Here is a 15,437-nt window from a genome sequence, read left to right as displayed (position 1 = left end):
CGGACCGCCGTGCCGTCCTCGGGCGCGCTGGTAGCGTTGCAGGGTGGTCGAGAACAGTGCAGCAGCAGCATCCGGACCGGTCCCTCTGCGGCCCGGCATCCTCCTCGTGGACAAGCCGCAGGGGCACACCTCCCACGACGCCGTCGCCCGGGTCCGGCGTCTCGCCGGCACCCGGAAGGTCGGCCATGCCGGCACGCTCGACCCGATGGCGACGGGCCTCCTCGTGCTCGGCATCCGCTCAGCCACCCGGCTCCTGACCTTCGTCGTGGGCCTCGACAAGGAGTACCTCGCAACGATCCGTCTCGGACAGACGACGTCGACCGATGACGCCGAGGGGGACACGCTCGACACGGCGGACCTCGCGGCGGTGGCCGCCGTCACCGACGAGCGCATCGAGGCGGGCATCGCACCGCTCACGGGCGACATCGAACAGGTCCCGAGCAGTGTGAGCGCCATCAAGGTCGGTGGGAAGCGCGCGTACGCGCTCGCCCGCGAGGGGATCGAGGTCGAGTTGACGCCGCGTGCGGTCACCGTGAGCGAGTTCGAGGTCATCGAGATCCGGCGACCCGAGGGCTTCGTCGACGTCGACGTGCGCGTCGTGTGCTCCTCCGGCACGTACATCAGAGCCCTCGCCAGAGACCTGGGCGCGTCGCTCGGCGTCGGCGGGCACCTGACGGCGCTCCGGCGCACACGCATCGGACCGTTCCAGGTGCGCGATGCGTCGACGATCGACGAACTCGACGTCGAGTCTGCCTTGTTGGCGCCCGCCGACGTCGCTCGGGAGCTCTTCGGCGCCCTCGACCTCACGGAGCAGGAGGCGATCGACCTCGGCCATGGAAAGCGCCTCGCCCGTGAGCTCCCGGCAGACCACACCGGTCCCATCGCGGCCGTCGCACCCGACGGCCGCCTCGTGGGCCTGGTCGAGCGTCGTGGGGCGAGCCTGCGGTCGATCGTGAACTTCCCGGCGGAGGAATCCGCATGATCGAGTGGTTCACGATCGCGCAGATCGGCGTCGCGGTCGTCGCCGGCCTCCTCTGCGTGCTCCTCGGACTCGTCGGGAGGGTACCGAGTGACCTCACGATGGGCGCGACCGCCGTCGTCGAGCTGTTGCTCATCGCCCAACTCGTCGTCGCGATCGCCGCCCCGGCCTTCGGCAACTCCGCGACGGGCAGCGTGCCCGAGTTCTACACCTACCTGATCTCGGCCATCATCCTGCCGCTGGCCGGTGGGTTCTGGGCGCTCGTGGAACGCAGCCGCTGGTCGACGGTCGTCCTCGGCGTGGTGTGCCTCGCCATCGCCGTCATGCTCTATCGCATGGAGCAGATCTGGTCCACCCAGCTCGCCTGACCCCGTCATCCTCAGCCCATGGCGGCTCGAGGTGCCGGTTCGCTCGCCATCCGGCGTCACCGGGTGCCGGGAGGCGGGCCCGCGTCGCATAGAATCGACAAGTTATGGCTGACCCCACCACCGCACCCGCCCGTCCGCGACTCCGTGGCATCGGGGTCGTGCTCGTCGCCGTCTACGGCATCCTCGCGCTGGCCGCGACCGGTCGCTCGGTCGTCCAGATCACGACGAAGTTCGAGGAGGCACCGCTCGCCTACGTGCTGTCGGCACTCGCCGCGGTCGTCTACATCCTCGCGACGGTCTCACTCGTCGCCCGAGGGGATGTCTGGCGGAACATCGCCTGGATCACCATCTCGTTCGAACTCGTCGGCGTGCTCGTCGTCGGAGCGCTCAGCCTGCTCGATCCTGCGCTGTTCCCGCACGACACGGTCTGGTCCGTCTTCGGCCGTGGGTACGTGTTCATCCCGCTCGTGCTCCCCATCCTCGGACTGTGGTGGCTCGCAGCGCATCGGCGCCAGAGCGCATGATCACCTTCACCGAGCTCGACCAGGTGCCGGACGGGTTCGGCCCGTCGGCGGTCACCATCGGCAAGTTCGACGGCGTCCACACCGGGCATCGTGCGGTGATCGACGCGCTCCTCGACGCAGCGTCCAGCGCCGGCCTCACTCCGACCGCGGTCACCTTCGACCGGAATCCACTGAGCCTCATCAACCCCGACCGGTGCCCGGAGTCGCTGGTGAGCAACGAGCAGAAGCTCGGCCTCCTGGCGAGCACGGGGGTCGAGGCGGCACTGCTGCTGCGTTTCGATCAGACGTTCGCGCAGCTCACACCCGAGGAGTTCGTCACCTCGATCCTGGTCGGCGCGCTCCACGCGAAGATCGTGCTCGTCGGCGAGGACTTCAGGTTCGGACACCGTGGCCTCGGCACGGTCTCGACGCTCGAGTCGTTCGGCGAGGTCTACGGGTTCTCCGTCCGGGTCATCGACGATGTGCGGCCCGGCGGCGGCCGGAGGGTGTCGTCCACCTGGATCCGCGAACTGCTCGAGGAGGGTGACGTCGCGCAGGCGTCGAGACTCCTCGGCCGCCCACCCGGCGTGCGGGGTGTCGTCGTCCACGGCGCGAAGCGCGGCCGAGAGCTCGGCTTCCCGACCGCCAACCTGTCTCCCGACTCGCAGGGGCTGATCCCTGCCGACGGCGTCTACGCCGGGTGGCTCGGTCGGCACGGGCGCCAGTACCCGGCCGCCATCTCCGTCGGCAACAACCCGACGTTCGACGGCGTGCCGCAGAAGCAGGTGGAGGCGTACGTCCTCGACGAGACCGACCTCGATCTGTACGGCGACGAGGTCGAGGTGCAGTTCGTCGAGCGGATCCGCGGCATGGTCGCGTTCACCGGCATCGAACCCCTCATCGTGCAGATGACCGACGACGTCGAGCGAGCGCGCCGCCTGCTCTCCTGACGTTCCGTCGGTCGCGGAGTGGGGGAAGCCCTGCATCCGCCTCGTGCTGCTCCCGATAGGCTGGCGGAGGCTCGTTGGGGTCGGATCACACCCGGGGGAATCACCATGCTTCGACGTCTCATCGTCCTGCCCGCGCTCGTCGCAGGCCTCGTCCTCATCACCGGCTGCACGCCGCAATCCGCAGCGCCGGATGCGGGCTCGTCAGCTCCGACGGCGTCCGAGACCCGAACACCCACGCCGACGCCGGAGCCCGTCGTCTCGCGCGTGGTGATCGGCGCGGAGGGGGTGGACTTCGTGGCCGAAGACGACACCGTCCTGACCTCTGTGCGCTACTTCGACCCCACCGCCGACCTCGTCGCCGCGCTCAGCGATGCGCTCGGAACGGAACCCGTGGTCTCCGCGGACCCTGGGGCGATCGAGACCGCTCCAGGCACCCGATACACCTGGGGAGGGCTGTCGGTGACCGCGCGTGAGATCGACCAGAGCGAGCCGTACGACCCGGCCACCCTGGTGAATGCGGAGTCTGCTGAGGAAGCCGGCATTCGGATCGAGGCCGTCGGTGGCTTCGCCGTGGGCGACGGGTCCGAGACCGTCGCCGACGCGATCTCGGGTGCCGAGGGAGCCACGGCCGAAGACGTCCAACGGTACGTCCTGTCCGACGGGACGCCGGCGCTCTTCATCCGGGCGGATGTGACGCCCATTCCCGAGACCGACAACGGCACCGGGAATCGCTCCTGGGCGGTCGGGATCGTCGGAACGCCCTCCGCGCAGATCGATCGCATCGTCGCACCGTCGCCGAACTGGGGAGCGTGATCCGGCCGCTCGGACGCACCCCGGGTCTGGAGGCCCGGCGCTCCGGGCCTAGACTGGCTCGGTGATGCAACCAGGAACCCGGCCCCTCTGGCGGGGTCGGGTCCTCGCACTGCTCGGCATCGTGCTCGTCGCGGCGAACCTTCGGACCGCAGTCACCTCGCTGTCCCCGATCTTCGCCGAGATCGACGGCGACATCGGCGTCGGTTCCGTCGGTCTCGGTCTGCTGGGCATGCTTCCGCCGCTGTGCTTCGCGCTCTTCGGGGTCTTCACGCCTCGTCTGGTGCGGCGGCTGCACCTGGAGCCGGTGCTGCTCATCGCGCTCGCTTCGATCGTGCTCGGGCACCTCGTCCGATCGCTCGCACCGAGCTTCGCGGTGCTGGCGATCGGCAGTGCGCTCTGTTTCGCGGGCATCGGCATCGGGAACGTCGTCCTGCCGCCGCTCGTCAAGAAGTACTTCCCCGACCGCATCGGCCTCGTCACCTCGCTCTACGCGACGGTGCTGTCGGTGAGCACGTTCCTGCCGCCGCTCATCGCGGTCCCGGTCGCCGACTCGGCCGGTTGGCACGTCTCGCTCGGCCTGTGGTCGATCATCGCGTTCCTCGCCGTGCTGCCGTGGCTGGCGCTCCTGCTGCGCGAGCGGCGGGATGCGAGGGCCGCTGTCGACCCTGAGATCGAGGAGGCTCCGAAGGCCGACCGCGTGCTCGTCCACCGATCGCCGATCGCCTGGGCGGTCGCCGCGGTGTTCGCGACCTCGTCGTTGAACGCGTACGTCATGTTCGCCTGGCTGCCGACGATCGTGGCCGATCTCGCCGGGGTCACGCCGGCGCAGGGTGGCCTGCTCTTGTCGCTCTACTCGGCGATGGGCGTCCCGGCGAGCCTCATCGTCCCGATGCTCGTCGCTCGTCTCCGCAACGTCGCCGTCCTCGTGTACATCGCGAGCGCGTGTTTCGTGCTGGGCTACCTCGGCCTGCTGCTCTGGCCGACGAGCCTCACCTGGCTGTGGGTGCTCCTCGCCGGTCTCGGTCCGCTCCTGTTCCCCCTCGCGCTCGTGCTCATCAACCTCCGGACGGCGACGCATGACGGCGCGGTCGCCCTCAGCGGTTTCGTGCAGAGCGTCGGATACACCATCGGAGCCCTCGGCCCGCTCGTCGTGAGTCTGCTCCACGCCGTGACCGGTTCGTGGACCGTGCCGCTCATCCTGCTGCTCGCGACAGGTGCCGCCGTCGCGATCGCCGGTCGGATCACCGGGCGGGCGACGACGATCGAGGCCGACCTCGCAGCACGCGCGAAGCGGCACCGCTGAGCCGTCTCGTGCGCAGGCGAGCAGGACTCGATGCTCATATGAGCACTGAGGCCTACAGGCGTTGCTGATCCAGGAACCCCGTCCTAGGCTGGAGGCGTCCCACGAAGGAGGCCTGACGTGATCGAGAGCGATGAACTCCTCGCCGTGCGCGCCGCAGAGCTCTACTACGACGAGACGAAGACGCAGGACGAGATCGGGGCGCTCCTCGGGATCACCCGGTGGAAGGTCGGCCGACTCCTCGCACAAGCCCGCGAACTCGGCTACATCCGCATCGAGATCGTCCATCCGCGCGCCCGCAGGCTGCCGCTCGAACGCGCGCTGCGCGAGCGCGTCGGTCTGAAGGACGCCGTCGTCGTGCCGAGCCCGAGCGACAGCGCCGAGCTGCACGAGCGGGTCGCGCGAGCCGCCGCCGACTACCTCGGGGCGATGCGTCCCGTGCCACGCACGCTCGGCGTCAGCTGGGGCCGGACCCTCCGCGACGTCGCCGACCACCTGCCCGACGGCTGGGCGACCGGGATCTCGGTTGTCCAGATCAACGGTGGCGTGAGCCTCAACCAGCGCATCGGCACGGCTGCGGCCACTGCCGCCCGCATCGCCGAGAAGGGCCGCGGAGACGTCACCCTCCTGCCGAGTCCCGCGATCTTCGAACGGCTCGAGACGAAGCTGAGCATCGAGTCCGATCGGACCGTCGCCGAGGTGCTCCGAGCTGCAGCGGCTGCCGACACCTACCTGTACGGCGCCGGCGTGGCAGGACCGGACTCCGCCCTCGTGCACAGCGGCTACCTCACCGCGGCGGAACTGGACGTGCTCGTCGCGCGTGGCGCCGTCGGCGACGTCGTCGGCAGGTACATCGACGCCGAGGGCATGATCGTCGACCCGACGCTCGACGAGCGAACCGTCGGCCTGGGTCTCGAGGCCCTCCGCGGTGCCAACCGCAGCATCGCCGTGATCGCCGGCGCGCAGAAGCGTGCCGTCGCACGAGCGGTCGTCAGCAGTGGCCTGTGCACCGTCCTCGTCACCGACGAGGCGACTGCGACCGCCCTGCTCGCCGACGCCGAAGCATCCCACAGCCCGAACCAGACCCCGGAGCATGCACTGCTCGGAAGGATCGCACCATGACCACTCCACCCGGAGACCTCGTGGCCAAGCCCACGGCGCTCGAACTCATCGACGGGCCCGTCACCGACGCCAGCCTCCGCCGCTACCTCGACGGTCTGCCCGGCGTCGACGCCGTCGGCCTCGAGCAGCGGGCTGCCGGCCTCGGCACCCGTTCGATCAAGACCACCTCGAAGGCGTGGGCGCTCGACAAGATCATCGAGCTGATCGACCTCACGACACTCGAAGGCGCCGACACCCCCGGCAAGGTCCGCTCGCTCGTCGCGAAGGCGATCACGCCTGACGCTTCGGACCCGAGCACGCCTCGTGTCGCAGCGGTCTGCGTCTACGGCGACATGGTGCCCTACGCCGTCGACGCCCTCGGGGCCGCCCACACGCGACCGGGCGCCGGTCACGATGCCGGTGGTATCAACGTCGCGGCGGTCGCGACGGCGTTCCCGAGCGGTCGGGCCTCGCTCGCGATCAAGCTCGCCGACACGGCCGACGCCGTCGACGCCGGTGCAGACGAGATCGACATGGTCATCGACCGCGGCGCGTTCCTCTCGGGCCGCTACGGCCAGGTCTTCGACGAGATCGTCGCGGTCAAGGAGGCCTGCCGTCGGAGCGACGGCACCTCGGCCCACCTCAAGGTCATCCTCGAGACGGGGGAGCTGAACACCTACGACAACGTCAAGCGCGCTTCCTGGCTCGCGATCCTCGCGGGCGGTGACTTCATCAAGACCTCCACGGGAAAGGTCTCGCCCGCCGCGACCCTCCCCGTGACGCTCCTCATGCTCGAGGTCGTGCGTGACTGGTACCGCCTCACCGGCGAACAGATCGGTGTGAAGCCCGCGGGCGGGATCCGCTCCTCGAAGGACGCCATCAAGTACCTCGTCACCGTCGCCGAGACGGTCGGCGAGGAGTGGCTGCAGCCGCACCTCTTCCGTTTCGGTGCGTCGAGCCTGCTGAACGACGTGCTGCTGCAGCGTCAGAAACTCACCACCGGCCACTACTCCGGCCCCGACTACGTCACGATCGACTAGGATATCATGAGCTTCCTCGAATACGCACCAGCCCCGGAATCCACCTCGGTCCTGCACCTCCGCTCGGAGTACGGTCTCTTCATCGACGGCGAGTTCACCGAGGGCACGGGCGGTACTTTCCAGACCATCTCCCCGAGCACCGAGCAGTCGATCGCCACGATCGCAGCCGCCAGCGACGCCGACGTGGACCGCGCGGTCGCGGCGGCCCGTCGCGCCTACGACCGCACCTGGTCGAAGCTGTCGGGCGCCGACCGCGGCAAGTACCTGTTCCGCATCGCCCGTCTCGTCCAGGAACGCGCCCGTGAGCTCGCCGTGGCCGAGAGTCTCGACAACGGCAAGCCGATCAAGGAGTCCCGCGACGTCGACGTGCCGCTCGTCGCTGCGTGGTTCTTCTACTACGCCGGCTGGGCGGACAAGCTCGACTACGCGGGGCTCGGAGCGAACCCGCGGGCGCTCGGCGTCGCCGGCCAGGTGATCCCGTGGAACTTCCCCCTCCTCATGCTCGCGTGGAAGGTCGCGCCGGCGCTCGCCGCTGGGAACACCGTCGTCATCAAGCCTGCTGAGACCACCCCGCTCACGGCGCTCATCTTCGCCGAGATCCTGCAGCAGGCCGAGTTGCCGGCCGGTGTGGTGAACATCGTCACCGGTGCCGGTGCGACGGGCGCGGCGATCGTCCGCCACCCGGACGTCAACAAGGTCGCGTTCACGGGCTCGACCGCCGTCGGTCGTGAGATCGCGAAGACGATCGCCGGCTCCGACAAGCGCCTCACGCTGGAGCTCGGCGGGAAGGCCGCGAACATCGTCTTCGACGACGCCCCGATCGACGAGGCCATCGAAGGCATCGTCAACGGCATCTTCTTCAACCAGGGTCACGTGTGCTGCGCCGGTTCCCGGCTGCTCGTCCAGGAGAGCATCCACGACGAGGTCGTCGACCGGCTGAAGCACCGCCTGCAGACGCTCCGCGTCGGAGACCCGCTCGACAAGAACACGGATGTCGGTGCGATCAACTCTGCCGAGCAGCTGGCGCGCATCCGTGAGCTGTCCGACATCGGTGAGCTCGAGGGTGCCGAGCGGTGGAGCCCTGACTGTGAGCTGCCGGAGAACGGATTCTGGTTCGCGCCGACGATCTTCACGAACGTCTCCACGAGCCACCGGATCGCTCGCGAGGAGATCTTCGGCCCGGTCCTGTCGGTCATGACCTTCCGCACCCCGGCAGAGGCGATCGCGAAGGCCAACAACACGCCGTACGGCCTGTCGGCGGGCATCTGGAGCGACAAGGGCAGCCGCATCCTGGCGGTGGCCGACAAGCTCCGTGCCGGCGTGATCTGGGCGAACACCTTCAACCGGTTCGACCCCGCGAGCCCGTTCGGCGGCTACCAGGAGTCCGGGTACGGGCGCGAGGGGGGCCGGCACGGACTCGGTGCCTACCTGGCTCCTGCCGGACCCGCGTCCTCCGCCGTCACCGCCGCCCCCAAGGCCAGCACGAAGGGAGCCCAGCGATGAGCCGGCTCACCGTCCCCAAGACCTACAAGCTCGCGATCGGCGGCAAGTTCCCGCGCAGCGAATCCGGAAGGACCTACGAGGTGACGAACGCGAAGGGCGCCTTCCTGGCGAACGCCTCGCTGGCTTCCCGCAAGGATGCACGCGACGCCGTCGTGGCCGCGCGCTCGGCGCTCGGCGGCTGGTCGGGCGCCACGGCGTACAACCGCGGTCAGGTGCTGTACCGCATCGCGGAACTGCTCGAGGGTCGTCGGGCGCAGTTCGTCGACGAGATCGTCCAGGCGGAGGGCGTGTCGCAGGCGAAGGCTGCAGCCCAGGTCGACGAGGCCATCGACCTCTGGGTCTGGTACGCCGGCTGGGCTGACAAGTACGTCCAGGTGGTCGGGGGAGCGAACCCCGTCTCCGGCCCGTACTTCAACCTCTCCGTACCGGAGGCCACCGGCGTCGTCGCGCTCATCGCACCGCAGGACTCCTCGCTGCTCGGCTTCGTCAGCGTCGTGGCCCCTGCGCTGGTCGCGGGGAACACGGTCGTCGTGATCGCGAGTGAACGCCTGCCGCTGTCGGCGATCAGCCTCGCCGAGGTCCTGGCGACGAGTGACGTCCCCGGCGGCGTCGTGAACGTGCTCACGGGCTCGCCGGCCGAGATGGCCCCGTGGCTCGCCTCGCACGCCGACGTGAACGCGATCGACCTGGCCGGTGCTGAGGAGCTCGACTGGATCGAACTCGAGGTCCTCGCTGCCGAGACGCTCAAGCGGGTGCTGCGCCCGAGCGGCGGACGGGTGCGGGTCGCGGCGAGTCTCGACCGCATCACCGCCTTCACCGAAGTGAAGACGGTCTGGCACACGAAGGCACTCCTCTAGGCTCCACCGCGTTGCCCGGGTGCTCAGGAATCGACTCCTGAGGACCCGGGCAACAGCTGTGTGTGGAGCTCGACGACGCGTCGCTGCAAGGCTGCTGCAACCGCGCTGACCGCGGGGATCTGCAACGCCTCCGGCCGCAGGACCATCCAGTACTCGAGGCGTTCGGTGAGCTCCGGGAGCACCCGCACCAGGTCGGGATGGTGGTCGGCCATGAAGCAGGGCAGCAGCCCGACGCCGGCGCCGGCGCGGGTCGCCTCGACCTGCACGAAGACGTTGGTCGAGCTGACGGAGTCTCGCATGAGCGGCACCAGTCGACGCGGTGCGTCGAGGTCGTCGACGAGCAGCATCGACTCGACGAAGTACACGAGCGGGTGCCGGGACAGTGCGTCGATCGTCGTCGGGTTCCCGGCGCTGTCGAGGTACTCACGTGAGGCGTACATGCCGAGCGCGTACCCGCCGAGCAGCACGGCCGAGGCGCGATGCACCTCGGGCTTCCCGACGACGACCTCGATGTCGATGCCGGAACGGTACTGGCGGACCCGGCGGGTGACCGTCTCGATCTCGACGGCGAGTCGCGGATGCTCCCTGCGGAGGGCCGCAGCCGCGGGTGCAGCGATGTGGGCACTGAACCCGTCGGTGGCGGAGATGCGGACGACGCCCGCGAGCTCGGATCCCGGTGCGTCCGGTTCGGCGGTGAGGCCCCCGAGCGCGACCTCGATCTGCTCCGCGACCCGCGCCGCCCGCCGTCCGAGCTCGGTGAGCTCCCAGCCGCCGACGGCCTTCACGAGCACGCGGCCGCCGAGGGCGTGCTCGAGCGTGCCGATCCGCCGGGAGATGGTCGTGTGGTTCACGCCGAGGCGGTCGGCTGCGGTCGTGAACCGTGCTGTCCGGGCGACGGCGAGCAGGACGAGCAGGTCGTCGGCGGCGGTCGCGGGAAGGGCGGGGAGCTCTGACGGCGGTGTCACATCTGCAAGTATGCACTTCGCCGTCGCGGGATTGGTCATTGATGCACAGCTCAGCCCTGGGGCACACTCATCGAGGTCGATGACGACCGAGAAGGAGAGGCACCCCCATGAGCGTCCAACGATCCGGCCGTCCCCACACCACGCCCGACCCGACATCCAGCCAGACAGGCGACGCGGCGCGCGGCTCCGGATTGAAGCGCATCGTCTCAGCCTCGATGATCGGCACGGTCGTCGAGTGGTACGAGTTCTTCCTCTACGCGACCGCAGCGTCGCTCGTCTTCGGCACGTTCTTCTTCCCAGCGGCAGGCACCCGGCTCGACGGCATCATCGCAGCCTTCCTGACGTATGCCGTCGGCTTCGTCGCGCGTCCCCTCGGCGGCATCGTCTTCGGACAGATCGGTGACCGGCTCGGTCGGAAGCACACCCTGCAGGCGACCATCATCATCGTCGGGGTCGCGACCTTCCTCATGGGATGCCTGCCGGGCTTCGACTCCATCGGCTACTGGGCACCCGCACTCCTTGTCGCCTTGCGGTTCATCCAGGGCTTCGCGGTCGGCGGGGAGTGGGGTGGGGCCGTGCTGCTCGTCGCCGAGCACAGCCCGAGCGCGTCGCGCGGCTTCTGGTCGAGCTGGCCGCAGGCCGCCGTCCCGGTCGGCAACCTGCTCGCGACCCTCGTGCTCCTGACGATGTCGTGGATCCTCCCGAACGACCAGTTCCTCAGCTGGGGCTGGCGTGTGGCCTTCTGGCTCTCCGCCGTGATCGTGTTGATCGGCTACTACATCAGGACCCACGTGACCGAGGCGCCGATCTTCCTCGAGGCGAAAGCCGACCAGGAGAGCCGGAAGGCCGCGAGCATCGGCGTCGGTGCCGTCATCAAGCGGTACCCGGTGAAGATCCTCCAGGCGATGGGGCTGCGGTTCGCGGAGAACATCCTGTACTACATCATCGTGAGCTTCTCGATCGTCTACCTGTCGACGGTGGTCGAGTACGACACGAGCGAACTGCTGCTCGCGCTGCTCATCGCCCACGTCGTGCACTTCCTCGTGATCCCGCAGATCGGCCGGCTGTCCGATCGCGTCGGTCGCAAGCCCGTGTACTTCACGGGTGCCGTCCTCGGTGCCGGCTGGGCGTTCTTCGCCTTCCCGATGTTCGACACGGCGAACCCCGTCCTCATCGTGCTGGCCATCACGATCGGGCTCTGCTTCCACGCGTTCATGTATGCGGCGCAGCCCGCGGTGATGAGCGAGATGTTCCCGACGCGAATGCGGTACTCGGGGGTGTCGCTCGGCTACCAGGTCACCTCCATCGTCGCGGGCTCGCTCGCGCCGATCATCGCCGTCGCGCTCCTGCAGGCGACCGGTTCGTGGGTGCCGGTGGCGCTCTACCTCGTCGGTGCGTGCGCGGTGACCGCCGTCACGGTCCTCACCCTCCGCGAGACCGTGGGTGTCGACCTGCGTGCTGTCGATGCAGCTGACGAGGCACTGACCGCGTCCGAGACCGAGGCGGTGCGTCGATGACCGGTGGGACGGGGGTCGTCGGCCGCTCACTCGCGGGGCGCTCGGCCCTTGTGACCGGTGGGGCGAGCGGGATCGGCGCAGCCTGTGCCCGGGCGCTGGCTGCTCGCGGGGCGGAGGTCGTCGTCGCGGACGTCGATCGCGACGGTGCTGAAGCCCTTGCAACCGAACTCGGCGGGCGCAGCTGGGTCGTCGACCTCCTCGACACGCGTGCACTCGACGACCTCACCCTCGACGTCGACATCCTGGTGAACAACGCGGGTGTCCAGCGGGTGAGTCCGCTCGAGGAGTTCCCGCCAGAGGAGTTCCGCAGGCTGGTGCAGCTCATGCTGGAAGTGCCGTTCCTCCTCGTGCGCGCCGCGCTCCCGGCGATGTACGAGCGCGGCTTCGGACGAGTGGTCAACGTCTCGTCGGTCCACGGGCTCCGGGCGTCGCCGTTCAAGGGCGCATATGTGGCCGCGAAGCACGGGCTCGAAGGGCTCTCCAAGGTCACCGCACTCGAGGGAGGGCCCCGCGGGGTGACGAGCAACTGCGTGAACCCCGGGTACGTCCGCACGCCGCTCGTCGAGCGGCAGCTCGCCGACCAGGCGGCTGCGCACGGTGTTCCCGAGACCGAGGTGCTCTCGTCCATCATGCTCGCCGAGAGCGCGATCAAACGTCTCGTCGAACCCGAGGAGGTCGCCGAACTCGTCGCCTGGCTCGCCGAACCCGCCGCGGCGATGGTCACCGGTGCGAGCTACACGATGGACGGCGGTTGGTCCGCCCGGTGACAAGTGCCCTTGCACACTGCGGCAGCCCTGTACAGGAGGACGCCACTTTCAGGCTCGCGCCGTAACGTTGCGCCCATGACGGAATCAGCGACGGGGAAACGAGTGCTCGTCACGGGCGCGACCGGCTACATCGGCGGCAGGCTCGTGCCGCGGCTGCTGGATGCCGGGTACACGGTGCGCGTGCTGGTGCGCTCGCCGCAGAAGCTCACCGACGTCCCCTGGCGCGACGACGTCGAGGTGGTCGAGGGCGACCTGGGCGACGCGAAGACCGTCGCATCGGCCTGTCGGGAGGTGGATGTCGTCTACTACCTCGTGCACTCGATGGGCGGTTCCGGCGACTTCGAACGCACGGAGGTCGACGCTGCCGAGAACGTGGCGGCGGGTGCTGCGGCAGCCGGGGTGTCGCGGATCGTGTACCTCGGTGGATTGCATCCCGAGGGTGTCGAGCTCTCGAAGCACCTCCGATCGCGGACCGAGGTCGGGCGGATCCTGCTCGCCTCGGGTGTGCCGACCATCGTGCTGCAGGCCGGGGTCGTGATCGGTTCCGGGTCGACGTCGTTCGAGATGATCCGTCATCTCACCGAGATCCTCCCGTACATGCCAGCTCCGAAGTGGGTGCGGAACTTCATCCAGCCGATCGCCGTGCGCGACGTGATGCACTATCTCATGGCGAGTGCCGAGGTGGACCCGTCGGTGAACCGCGCGTTCGACATCGGTGGGCCGGACGTGCTGCGCTACGGGCAGATGATGAACGGCTACGCGGTCGAGGCCGGGTTGCCGCAACGGCCGATCGCTCCGCTCCCGGTCCTCACACCATGGCTCGCCTCCCAGTGGGTGAACCTCGTGACGCCGATCCCGAGGCGGCTCGCCTCGCCGATCATCGAGTCGTTGCTCGTCGACTGCGTCATGCAGAATCACGACATCGACGAGGTCATCCCGCCACCACCGGGTGGCCTCACCGGCTACCGCCGAGCCGTCCGCCTCGCCCTGCAACGGATCAAGGACGGCGAGGTCGAGACGACCTGGCGGAATGCGACGGTCGTCGGCGCTCCGAGCGATCCGCTCCCGAGCGACCCGGAGTGGGCCGGGCACACGGTCTACACCGATCTCAAGGAGCGCAAGACGACCGCCGACGCTGATCGGCTGTTCCAGGTGATCGAGTCCATCGGCGGCGAGAACGGCTGGTACTCGTTCCCCCTGGCTTGGGCCGTCCGCGGGTGGATGGACAAGCTCGTCGGTGGCGTCGGGCTGCGTCGCGGACGCGACGACCCGCACACCTTGAGCGTGGGCGACGCGCTCGACTTCTGGCGCGTCGAGTACCTGGAGCGCGGCAGGATGCTGCGGCTCCGTGCCGAGATGCGCGTCCCGGGGCTCGCCTGGTTGGAGATGAGCGCGACGCCCGTCGACGGCGGCTCGGTGTACCGGCAGCGCGCGATCTTCTTCCCGAAGGGTCTCGGCGGTCGTCTGTACTGGGCTGCGATCCTGCCGTTCCACGGCATCATCTTCAATGGCATGGCGAACCGCATCACGGAGGCGGCCGTCGCCGTGCCGACGGAGCGTGCGGGGACGAGGCGGGTCAAGGTGGTGCCCGTGTCGCAGGCTGAGCACGACGCCGCCGACTCGGCCGAGGCGGAACTGCAGTCGTCGCGGGCCGCTGTCGACCCTGCGGAGTAGCGTGGGGGCATGAGCGCTCCCACCGTCGTCACCGTCACCGGGGCGGGTGGCCAGATCGGCTACTCCCTCCTCTTCCGCATCGCCTCAGGACAGTTGCTGGGGCCCGACCGTCCGGTCATCCTGCGTCTGCTCGAGATCCCGCAGGGGCTCGCGGCGGCGGAGGGCACAGCGCTCGAGCTCCAGGACGGTGCCTTCCCGTTGCTCGCCGGTGTCGAGCCGACGACGGACGTCTCACAGGCGTTCGACGGCACGAACGTCGCGTTGCTCGTCGGCGCGAGGCCGCGCGGCCCCGGCATGGAGCGGGGTGACCTGCTCGCCGCGAACGGGGGCATCTTCGCGCCGCAGGGGGCCGCGATCGGCGCAGGGGCAGCGGACGATGTACGGGTCCTCGTCGTGGGCAACCCCGCGAACACCAACGCGCTCATCGCTCAGGCGAGCGCCCGAGGCGTCCCGCGTGAACGCTTCACCGCGCTGACGCGACTCGATCACAACCGGGCCGTCGCGCAGCTGGCGGCGAAGACCGGAGTGCCGGTGTCCGAGGTCGACGGCGTCGTCATCTGGGGCAACCACTCGGCCACGCAGGTGCCCGACCTCTCGCATGCCACGGTCGGCGGTCGACCTGCACTCGATCTCGTCGATGAGCGCTGGGTGGCCGAGGAGTTCATCCCTCGCGTCGCGAAGCGCGGTGCAGAGATCATCGCCGTCCGAGGGGCGTCCTCGGCGGCGTCGGCTGCGGCCGCAGCCATCGACCACGTGCACGATTGGGTCAACGGCACGGCGACCCGTGAGCGACCCAGCCGCTGGACGTCGGTCGCGCTGCCGTCCGAGGGCTGGTACGGCGTGCCGGACGGCCTCGTCAGTTCCTTCCCGGCCCGCTCTGTGGGCGGCCGATGGGAGGTCGTCGAGGGGCTCGACGTCGCTCCTTCCTGGCAGGAGCGCATCGACCGCTCGCTCGCCGAACTCGAGGAGGAGCGCGCGGCGGTGCGTGGGCTGGGGCTGCTCGGCTGAGTTCCACGCGGGGCCGAGGTTGTCGCCGACGTCCCTTGACGACGCTTGCGTGAGGTACCCCCCGGGGGTATGGTGGAAGCTCCAACGCATCA

General features: G+C 69.4%; 15 protein-coding genes. 14 read left to right on the top strand and 1 reads right to left on the bottom strand.

Going from position 1 to position 15,437, the window contains the following annotated elements; translation table 11 throughout:
- The first annotated feature begins 43 nt into the window (after positions 1-43).
- From truB to KXS11_RS13590, 10 genes are all read left to right on the top strand, one after another.
- Positions 44-982 carry a tRNA pseudouridine(55) synthase TruB gene (gene truB / locus KXS11_RS13635; RefSeq protein ID WP_437386148.1) on the top strand — a complete coding sequence of 313 codons (939 nt, stop codon included), beginning with the start codon at positions 44-46 and terminating at the stop codon, positions 980-982.
- Positions 979-1,347: a hypothetical protein gene (locus KXS11_RS13630; protein WP_437386147.1), complete on the top strand. Its 369-nt coding sequence runs from the start codon at positions 979-981 to the stop codon at positions 1,345-1,347. Before truB ends, KXS11_RS13630 begins: the two co-directional genes overlap by 4 nt.
- 104 nt (positions 1,348-1,451) lie before the next feature.
- Positions 1,452-1,871: a hypothetical protein gene (locus tag KXS11_RS13625; RefSeq protein WP_437386146.1), complete on the top strand. Its 420-nt coding sequence runs from the start codon at positions 1,452-1,454 to the stop codon at positions 1,869-1,871.
- Entirely contained in the window at positions 1,868-2,800 is a 933-nt protein-coding gene (locus KXS11_RS13620; RefSeq protein ID WP_437386145.1) for a bifunctional riboflavin kinase/FAD synthetase, read from the top strand. The genes KXS11_RS13625 and KXS11_RS13620 overlap by 4 nt, the downstream gene beginning before the upstream one ends.
- Before the next feature lie 105 nt (positions 2,801-2,905).
- Positions 2,906-3,613 (top strand): hypothetical protein, encoded by a 708-nt coding sequence (locus tag KXS11_RS13615; RefSeq protein ID WP_437386144.1) that lies wholly within the window; start codon positions 2,906-2,908, stop codon positions 3,611-3,613.
- A 64-nt stretch (positions 3,614-3,677) separates the two neighbouring features.
- Positions 3,678-4,916, top strand: a complete 1,239-nt coding sequence (locus tag KXS11_RS13610; protein WP_437386143.1) for an MFS transporter — start codon at positions 3,678-3,680, stop codon at positions 4,914-4,916.
- 117 nt (positions 4,917-5,033) lie between these two features.
- Positions 5,034-6,035 carry a sugar-binding transcriptional regulator gene (locus tag KXS11_RS13605; protein WP_437386142.1) on the top strand — a complete coding sequence of 334 codons (1,002 nt, stop codon included), beginning with the start codon at positions 5,034-5,036 and terminating at the stop codon, positions 6,033-6,035.
- Positions 6,032-7,054: a deoxyribose-phosphate aldolase gene (gene deoC, locus KXS11_RS13600; RefSeq protein WP_437386141.1), complete on the top strand. Its 1,023-nt coding sequence runs from the start codon at positions 6,032-6,034 to the stop codon at positions 7,052-7,054. Before KXS11_RS13605 ends, deoC begins: the two co-directional genes overlap by 4 nt.
- A gap of 6 nt (positions 7,055-7,060) precedes the next feature.
- Entirely contained in the window at positions 7,061-8,557 is a 1,497-nt protein-coding gene (locus KXS11_RS13595; protein WP_437386140.1) for an aldehyde dehydrogenase family protein, read from the top strand.
- Entirely contained in the window at positions 8,554-9,414 is an 861-nt protein-coding gene (locus KXS11_RS13590) for an aldehyde dehydrogenase family protein (RefSeq protein ID WP_437386139.1), read from the top strand. Before KXS11_RS13595 ends, KXS11_RS13590 begins: the two co-directional genes overlap by 4 nt.
- A gap of 23 nt (positions 9,415-9,437) precedes the next feature.
- Here the strand turns inward: KXS11_RS13590 and KXS11_RS13585 are convergent, their stop codons facing one another.
- Positions 9,438-10,418: a LysR family transcriptional regulator gene (locus tag KXS11_RS13585; protein ID WP_437386138.1), complete on the bottom strand. Its 981-nt coding sequence runs from the start codon at positions 10,416-10,418 to the stop codon at positions 9,438-9,440.
- 68 nt (positions 10,419-10,486) lie between these two features.
- On the opposite strand from KXS11_RS13585, the gene KXS11_RS13580 reads away from it, so the two are divergent.
- From KXS11_RS13580 to KXS11_RS13565, 4 genes are all read left to right on the top strand, one after another.
- Positions 10,487-11,896, top strand: coding sequence for an MFS transporter (locus tag KXS11_RS13580; RefSeq protein WP_437386137.1), 1,410 nt, complete (start codon positions 10,487-10,489; stop codon positions 11,894-11,896).
- Positions 11,893-12,663 (top strand): 3-hydroxybutyrate dehydrogenase, encoded by a 771-nt coding sequence (locus KXS11_RS13575; RefSeq protein WP_437386136.1) that lies wholly within the window; start codon positions 11,893-11,895, stop codon positions 12,661-12,663. Before KXS11_RS13580 ends, KXS11_RS13575 begins: the two co-directional genes overlap by 4 nt.
- Positions 12,664-12,738: 75 nt before the next feature.
- The gene (locus KXS11_RS13570) at positions 12,739-14,337 is read left to right on the top strand and encodes an SDR family oxidoreductase (RefSeq protein ID WP_437386135.1); all 1,599 of its coding nucleotides are present in this window, start codon (positions 12,739-12,741) and stop codon (positions 14,335-14,337) included.
- A 9-nt stretch (positions 14,338-14,346) separates the two neighbouring features.
- Positions 14,347-15,345 (top strand): malate dehydrogenase, encoded by a 999-nt coding sequence (locus KXS11_RS13565; RefSeq protein ID WP_437386134.1) that lies wholly within the window; start codon positions 14,347-14,349, stop codon positions 15,343-15,345.
- Positions 15,346-15,437 lie beyond the last annotated feature (92 nt).

Source organism: Plantibacter flavus (assembly GCF_051487245.1).
GTDB classification, from domain to species: domain Bacteria; phylum Actinomycetota; class Actinomycetes; order Actinomycetales; family Microbacteriaceae; genus Plantibacter; species Plantibacter flavus_B.
This window is presented reverse-complemented; position numbering and strand designations above follow the sequence as displayed.